Source organism: Mycobacterium sp. E136 (assembly GCF_001666865.1).
Taxonomy (GTDB): domain Bacteria; phylum Actinomycetota; class Actinomycetes; order Mycobacteriales; family Mycobacteriaceae; genus Mycobacterium.
Genome location: NZ_LZJE01000351.1, coordinates 1 through 7,810 on the forward strand (window position 1 = coordinate 1; position 7,810 = coordinate 7,810).

General features: G+C 66.4%; 8 protein-coding genes. 6 read left to right on the forward strand and 2 right to left on the reverse strand.

The genetic code is table 11. The features are described from left to right. The 3 genes from A5698_RS23570 to A5698_RS23580 all read left to right on the forward strand — a co-directional run. Window positions 1-1,058: catalase (locus A5698_RS23570; protein WP_156670868.1), on the forward strand; the 1,058-nt coding region annotated here is incomplete at its 5' end. Between the two features lie 128 nt (window positions 1,059-1,186). Further along, window positions 1,187-1,945 (forward strand): response regulator, encoded by a 759-nt coding sequence (locus A5698_RS23575; RefSeq protein ID WP_068301850.1) that lies wholly within the window; start codon window positions 1,187-1,189, stop codon window positions 1,943-1,945. Then, window positions 1,942-3,099 carry a sensor histidine kinase gene (locus A5698_RS23580; RefSeq protein ID WP_068301856.1) on the forward strand — a complete coding sequence of 386 codons (1,158 nt, stop codon included), beginning with the start codon at window positions 1,942-1,944 and terminating at the stop codon, window positions 3,097-3,099. Before A5698_RS23575 ends, A5698_RS23580 begins: the two co-directional genes overlap by 4 nt. A 54-nt stretch (window positions 3,100-3,153) precedes the next feature. Here the strand turns inward: A5698_RS23580 and A5698_RS23585 are convergent, their stop codons facing one another. Beyond that, a complete protein-coding gene (locus tag A5698_RS23585; RefSeq protein ID WP_068301874.1) occupies window positions 3,154-3,903 on the reverse strand; it encodes a DUF305 domain-containing protein in 750 nt (249 codons plus the stop codon). A gap of 302 nt (window positions 3,904-4,205) precedes the next feature. Between A5698_RS23585 and lpqS the strand changes: the two genes are divergently transcribed. The 3 genes from lpqS (at window position 4,206) to A5698_RS23600 (ending at window position 7,087) form a co-directional block, all read left to right on the forward strand. After that, complete coding sequence (gene lpqS / locus A5698_RS23590; RefSeq protein WP_067083470.1) at window positions 4,206-4,607, forward strand: putative copper homeostasis (lipo)protein LpqS; 402 nt, start codon at window positions 4,206-4,208, stop codon at window positions 4,605-4,607. A gap of 111 nt (window positions 4,608-4,718) precedes the next feature. Next, window positions 4,719-5,828 (forward strand): PLP-dependent cysteine synthase family protein, encoded by a 1,110-nt coding sequence (locus A5698_RS23595; RefSeq protein ID WP_068301861.1) that lies wholly within the window; start codon window positions 4,719-4,721, stop codon window positions 5,826-5,828. Beyond that, a complete protein-coding gene (locus tag A5698_RS23600; RefSeq protein ID WP_068301863.1) occupies window positions 5,825-7,087 on the forward strand; it encodes an MDR family MFS transporter in 1,263 nt (420 codons plus the stop codon). The genes A5698_RS23595 and A5698_RS23600 overlap by 4 nt, the downstream gene beginning before the upstream one ends. Window positions 7,088-7,111: 24 nt before the next feature. Here A5698_RS23600 and A5698_RS23605 read toward each other — a convergent pair whose 3' ends face one another. Further along, window positions 7,112-7,528 carry a rhodanese-like domain-containing protein gene (locus tag A5698_RS23605; RefSeq protein ID WP_156670869.1) on the reverse strand — a complete coding sequence of 139 codons (417 nt, stop codon included), beginning with the start codon at window positions 7,526-7,528 and terminating at the stop codon, window positions 7,112-7,114. Window positions 7,529-7,810 lie beyond the last annotated feature (282 nt).

Here is a 7,810-nt window from a genome sequence, read left to right on the forward strand (position 1 = left end):
TCTTCGCCGAGACCGAGCAGGTGGCGTTTCACCCGGGGCACCTGGTGCCGGGCATCGACATCACCGACGATCCGCTTCTGCAGGCGCGGCTCTTCTCCTACCTCGACACGCAGATCACCCGGCTCGCCGGTCCGAATTTCGGCCAGATCCCGATCAATCGGCCGCACGCGCCGGTCAATGACATGTTCCGCGACGGGTTCCACCAGCACGGCGTGCATCCCGGGGTCGCGCCGTACAAGCCGAATTCCCTCGACGGCGGCTGCCCGTTCCTTGCTGGCGCGGACACCGGCGCGTTCATCGAGGTGCCGACTGTGGTTCCCGAGTCGATGAAGCGGCGTGCCGCCCCGGCCACCTATGACGACCATTTCAGCCAAGTGACGCTGTTCTACCGCAGCCTCAGCCGCGCAGAACAGGAGCACATCGCGGAGGCCTATACGTTCGAGCTGGGCAAGTGCTACGAGCAGGCGGTCAAGGAGCGCCAGCTCGCGGCGTTGGCGAACATCGACGCCGAGCTGTGCGCGACCGTCGCAGCGGGGTTGGGCCTCGAGGCGCCCGCGCCGACCGTGCCTCCTTCGGATCCCGACGTGCTGAGCCCCGCGGTGGCCCAGGTCGGAGAGGAGTGGCCCGTCGAGGGTCGTCAGATCGGCATCCTCACCGGCCCCGACACCGATGCCAGCGGCGTGGCGGCCGCTGTCGCCGCGATCGCGAATGCCAAGAACGTGCCCTTCGTCGTCGCCGCCCATGGCGGCACGCTGGAGCACGACGGCGGCACCGTGCCCGTCTCTCGCACCTATGCGACCGCTCGCTCGGTCGAGTTCGATGCGATCCTCATCGCCGGGTCACCGGCCGACGTCAAGGCGAAAACCATTGTCGACGAGGCTTTCCGGCACCACAAGGCGATCGCGGTGCTGCCGCAGGGCACCGAGCTCGCCGCCGCCGCTGCGGTTCCGACCGAAGGGCCGGGAGTGTTCTCCGGCTCGGATTCCGCGACCCTCGCCCAGTCGCTGATCGACGGGCTGGGCGAACATCGGGTGTGGGACCGCGTGGTCCTCGCCTGAGGGCGATGCCGGCCTGCGACCACCATCTCCGGCCGCGGTCCGGGTAGCGCCAGGACTGGTTTGATGATGGTTGTGTGAAGATTTCGTCAACAGCCCAGAAGCGGGCGGTTGAGCGGCACGATGGGGTGATGGATACCGCCGCGCAATCGTCCGCCTGCACTGCGTATTCCGGCTACCGCGCGCTGGTCGTCGATGATGAGGCGCCGCTGGCGGAAGTGGTGGCGAGCTATCTCGAGCGGGAGCATTTCGACGTCACGGTGCGCCACACGGGGGGCGAAGCGCTCGACGTGGCACGTGAGGTCGACCCGGATGTGGTGGTGTTAGATCTCGGCCTGCCGGGGATCGACGGGGTCGAGGTCTGTCGGCAGCTGCGGACGTTCTCCGACGCTTACGTCGTGATGCTGACCGCCCGCGACACCGAGGTCGATACGATCGTCGGCCTCTCGGTCGGCGCCGACGACTACATGACCAAGCCGTTCAGTCCACGGGAGTTGGTCGCGCGGATCCGCGCCATGCTGCGTCGGCCTCGCACCGTCGGCGCACCTGACCCGGCAACGGGGTCGATGAGCGCCGAGGTGCCGGCACCGCGGGTGTTTGGCCCTCTGTCGATCGATGTCGCGGGCAGACAGGTGTATCTCGGTGGCCAGTTGATTGCGTTGACGCGCACTGAGTTCGACATTCTCGCCGTGCTGTCGTCACGCCCTGGTGTGGTGTGGAGCCGCCGGCAGCTCATCGAAGCAGTTTGGGGGGAGACATGGGTCGGCAACCGCCACCTCGTCGATGTCCACGTCGGACATCTTCGGCGCAAACTGGGTGACGACCCTGCCGAGCCCAGCTTCGTGTTCACCGTTCGCGGAGTGGGGTACCGGATGCGGACCGGGCAGTGAGGGCGTCGACGGGTACCGGGATGCTCCGCCGGTTGCTGTTGGCGCAGGGACTGGTGTTGCTCGCCGTCGGCGTCACGACCTGGGTGGTGGCGTCACTGGTCGGCCCGCCGCTGTTCCGTGACCACCTCCATCAGGCGGGTGTGCCACACAACTCCAGTGAGCAGTTCCACGCCGAACAGGCCTACCGCCACGCCACGGCTATTTCGGTCGGGACCGCTATCGCGGTGGCGGCCTTGACCGCGCTCGTGGTCACCGTATATCTGAGCCGGCGCGTGCAGCGCTCGGTCGCCGAGATATCTGCGGCGGCGGCGACCGTCGCCGAGGGCCGCTACGACATCCGGGTGGCACCACCACGACTGGGCGATGAATTCGGTGGGCTGGCAACCGCGTTCAACCAGATGGCGCAACGGCTTCAGTCGGTCGAATCGACCCGCCGCCGGTTGTTCGGCGACCTGGCCCACGAGATCCGTACCCCGGTGGCGGTGCTCGAGGCCTACCTGGAGGCCGTCGAGGACGGTGTGAGAACCCTCGACGCACAGACCGTCGCAATGCTGCGTGAGCAGACCGGCCGACTGGTGCGGTTCTCGGCGGACGCCGCCGCCCTCGCGCAAGCCGAGGAGGCCCACACCACCATCGCACCCGAGTGGGTCGACCCCGGTCAGCTGATCGGCACGGTGCGTGCCGCGTTCGCCGATCGCTACACCGAAGCTGGTGTGGCGCTGAGGGTTCGACTCGATGACGCGCCCCGACTATGGGGTGACCGCCAGCGCCTGACCCAGGTGATCGGGAATCTGCTCGACAACGCTCTCCGGCACACTCCGGCCGGCGGCCACGTCACCCTCGCTGTCGGGACTGTCGGCACCGATGTGGTCTTCACCGTTTCCGACGACGGCGAGGGCGTCGCCGCCGAACATCTGCCACACCTCTTTGAGCGCTTCTACCGGGCAGACACCGCCCGAGACCGTGACCGGGGTGGTGCGGGGATCGGGTTGGCAATCGCCAAGGCGCTGACCGAGGCCCATGGCGGCCACATCAGCGCGACCAGCCGCGGACCCGGAGAAGGGACCACCTTCATCGTGACGGTGCCCCTACATCCAGTGATCGGAGCCCACGCCTTCGACAAGCATCAAGCCTCGCCGACGGTCAGCTCCTGACTCGACGCACTACGCCGTCGGGTGGTGACAACGTATCCGCGACCGTGCGGGCCACTACAGCGACTTGAGTATCTCGTTCATCGTGTCGATCTCCTTCTGCTGGCTGCTCACCATCGATTTGGCCAGCGCGACGCCGTCGGGGAACTGACCGTTGTCGACCTCGTTCTGCGCCATGGTGATTGCGCCCTGGTGGTGCCGAATCATCTGGGTGAGAAAGAGCTTGCTGGCCTCGACGCCCTGAGCGTTCTGCAGGGCCTGCATATCGGCCGGCGACATCATCCCTTCCATGCCCGGCATGTTTCCCATGCTCGGCATCATTGACCCGCTCGGCCCCGGCGATGCCGGCGGAGAGACGGTTTCGGTGCCCGAACCATGCATTCCGCCATGCCCAGGGGGCATGTTGCCACCGGTGCCTTTCGGCCCGGGCATTCCGCCCGGCCCGGGCATTCCGCCCGGCCCGGGCATTCCGGGCATACCCCACTGGTCGAGCCAACCCTGCATCTGCTCGATCTCCGGGCCCTGCGCATCCTTGATCTGCCTCGCCATGTCGGCTACCCGCGGGTCGATGCCCTGCTTTTGCAGGATCATGTCGCTCATCTCTACCGCTTGCTGGTGATGCGGGATCATGTGGTGGGCAAACATCACGTCGGCATGATTGTGGTCTGCTGCCGGCGCTGTACTCACGGTTTGAGTGGGAGCGGCGGATGCCGTCTCTTGGTTGGTCGCAGAGTTGCCGCACGCCGCGACTACAGACACCGCGGCCAGCACCGCCGCTCCGATCGCGCTGGGCCTGTTCACCTTCACCACACATCCTCCACGTCCATCACGCACCGATTTGTCGCCAAGTCTTCTCGAACGGCCATAGGAGTGCTGTAGTCGTTCCCTGAAGATTTGATAAAGAAGCCCGATCGCTCAACAGCGATGGACCGGATCGCACGGCGTGGTTCACGGAGGACGTCGCGGGCGCTGCACACGCTTTGACCAGGCCTTCGCAGGTATGCGGATGCACTGGTGTCGCGTCCCGATAACGAGATGGCGTCAGGTCTTTGGGTGAGGAAGCCGATCGCCGTTGCGCTGCTACCCTCGGGAACATTGTGAGATACCAGATGGCCGTCCGGGCGTCGCGGACCGGCGCGGCGATCGCGCTGGGCATGGCGTTGTGGCTCGTCACCGTCGCCGCCCAGTGGACGCTGCCGGTCGACGAGGTCACCACGGCGCATGGGCCGCATGGACTTTCGTCGGCTCTCGTCGGCGATCACCCGGCCGTCATCGATCATCAGCACATCGGTGATGCGTCGCCCACGTTGCCCCCGGATGCGCTCGCCGAGGCGGTTCTTCCGCGAGCGTCCACCTCACTCGTCCTGTTGGGGCTGATTGCCGCGCTCGCGGTTGTCGCGGTGTGCTGGCATCAACCGGCACTGGCTGCCATCCGCGGTCCGCCCAAGTCGCGACCTTCCGTTCTGTCCGGCCGGGTGCTGCTCACCCGTCTCTGCATCGCGCGACGCTGATCCGGTGGCGTCAGACCACGCCGCCTGGTTGCGGCACGGTCGGTGACCGTCGCCCCCTTTCAGCTGCCGCGTACCGATTTGCGCGGCTCGACACAGAAGCGATGCACGTAGATGAATCACGTTCTGTCCCTTCATACTCTGAAACCGCATACTCCTGGTCAAAGATGCCTGGGCCGCTATGACCGCCCGGGCACCATGGTCGGCCACACCCCGGTGTTGCGCATTGCAGAACCCTTTGCGCCGGCTCATCGAGGCTTCTGGGCCAAGCTCGAGGGCTTCAGTCCTGGTGGCATGAAGGACCGTCCGGCCATGTACATGGTGGAGCGTGCGCGGGCCAGCGGTGCGCTCCGGCCAGGCCGCCGAATAGTCGAATCGACCAGCGGTACATTGGGTTTGGGCCTCGCGCTGGCCGGCACGGTCTATCGGCATCCGGTCACCCTGGTGACCGATCCCGGCATGGAGCCGATCATCCAGCGAATGCTGCGGGCGTATGGCGCCGATGTCGACCTGGTGACCGAGCCGCATCCCGACGGCGGTTGGCAGCAGGCGCGCCGTGATCGGGTGCTGCAGGTGCTGGCCGCCGAGGAGGGCGCGTGGTATCCCGATCAGTACAACAACCCTGATAACGTCGACGCGTACCGTGGGCTGGCTCTGGAATTGCACGCTCAACTCGGCACCGTCGACGTGCTGGTGTGCTCGGTCGGTACCGGCGGTCACTCGGCCGGCGTGGCGCGGGTGTTGCGGGAGTTCAACCCCGACATGCAATTGATCGGGGTCGACACGGTGGGCTCCACCATCTTCGGCCAACCAGCCTCGACACGACTGATGCGCGGCCTGGGGTCGAGCATCTATCCGGGAAACGTCGACTACGGGGCCTTCAACGAGGTCCATTGGGTTGCCCCTGCCGAAGCCGTGTGGGCATGTCGCACGATGGCGGCCACCCACTACGCCAGTGGCGGTTGGAGTGTCGGCGCGGTGGCTCTGGTCGCCGGCTGGGCGGCGCGCAGCTATCCGGCGGATATGACGATCGCGGCGATTTTCCCCGACGGCCCACAGCGCTACTTCGACACCATCTACAACGACGATTTCTGCCGCGAGCACGGTCTCCTCGGCGAAACACCTCCCGCCGAACCGGCGGTCATCGATGACCCAAGACAACGTGTGGTGTCCTCGTGGACACGGTGCGCCACGATCGTGGATCCGGTAGAGGCGATGCGATGAGGAGCCTTGTCGCCGAATTCCGCAATTTCGGGTGGCCGAGCCGGCTGCTGATGATCAACCAGTTCGGCATCAACCTGGGCTTCTACATGCTGATGCCCTACCTGGCCGGATACCTCGCGGGGCCGCTCGGGCTGGCCGCCTGGGCCGTCGGTCTGGTCCTGGGCGTGCGCAACTTCTCTCAGCAGGGCATGTTCATCGTCGGCGGAACCTTGGCCGACCGCATCGGATACAAGCCGCTCATCGTCGCCGGTTGTCTGCTGCGCACCGTCGGCTTCGGCCTCCTGATCATCGCCGACTCGTTACCCACCGTCCTAATCGCCTCGGCGGCAACAGGATTTGCCGGCGCCCTGTTCAATCCGGCAGTGCGCGCGTACCTCGCCGCCGATGCCGGTCCCCGTCGTGTCGAAGCCTTCGCCCTGTTCAACGTCTTTTACCAGGGGGGCATCCTTGCCGGTCCGCTGGTCGGCCTGGCGTTGATGGTCCTCGATTTTCGCATTGCAGCGGCCGCGGCGGCCGCGATCTTTGCGGCTCTGACAATCGCGCAGCTCTTTGCGCTCCCGCAGCACAACGCCACCCAGCCCCGGGAAGCCTCCTCGATATTGGAGGACTGGCGAACGGTCGTGGCCAACCGGTCCTTCCTGCTCTTCGCGGTGGCGATGGTCGGCTCGTATGTGCTCTCCTTCCAGGTCTATCTGGCGCTACCCCTACAGGCCAAGGATCTGCTGCCGAATGCCGAAGCGCTCGTGGTCGCGGGTGTTTTCGTCATCTCCGGACTGGTCGCGGTCGCAGGCCAGCTCAAGATCACACGGTGGTTCGCCAAGCGGTGGGGGGCGGGGCACTCCCTGGTGATCGGCATGCTGGTTCTCGCGTCGTCGTTCATTCCGATGGCCGTGCTGCCCGACCGCAGCCGTGCCGGCGAGATCGCAGCGGTGATGGCACTTCTCGTCGGTGCCGCAGTGCTGGCAATCGGATCGGCCGCGGTGTTCCCATTCGAAATGGACACGGTGGTGTCCCTGGCCGGCGGCCGGTTGGTCGGAACGCACTACGGGTTCTACAACACCATCGTCGGAATCGGAATTCTCGTCGGCAATCTCGCCACGGGAATGCTCATGCAGAAGACCGCCGACGCCGGAGCGCCAGAGCTGACGTGGCTCGTATTGAGCGCCATCGGGGTGATGGCGGCTTTCGCGCTCTACCGACTGGACCGCGCCGGCCGACTTCAGCCACAGGCGGTCGCCACTTCAACCACCAGGCCCTGAGGTGCCGCCCCCCAGCACGATCGGTCAGATGCCGTTCACCTGACGACCGCCAAATTGCCACGCGCGCATGCCCCCGCGGAGTTCGACGACATCGGTGTAGCCGAGATCGCGAAGTGTCTGGGCCGCAACCGTACTCATCGGCCCGGAGCGGCAATAGATGGCCAGGGCAGTGCTGCGGTCGGTGGGGAGGCGCTCGGCTTGTGCGGCGATCTGATCGAACGGGATCGACAGGTCGGTACCGGGGATGTCTCCCTCGAAGGGCACGTGAACGTTCACGGTCACGCGATCGGGCTCGGCGATCGCTGCGGCGAACTCCTCTGGGTCCACCAGCCGCGCGGCACTCGCCGTCTCCGCTGGCGATGGGGCCGTCGGGCGGGCGTCTTCCGTCGTACACGCGCCCAGCGAGATCACGCCGGTCACCGTCGACGCCGCGACGAGCATTCGTGCCGTGGAATGCCTGGCCACTGAGCGTCTAGCCAACCTGAACATGCCGTGAAGGATACCCCCTAGGGTAACGGTCAGGGCAGTCGACGCCCTCATGACCCGCCTGTCGGCGCCGACCTGGTCAACCGCCGCACCACGCGGCCGTGCGCTGAACCCATGTTTGCTGAATGCTCCCCGGGGCGCATCGTCGCGGGCATACCATTGACCTGCCTGACGAACGGAACCAGCCGATCCGATGGAGGTTCGAGATGCTCCTCATCGTCCGTGTTGCGGCCGCGC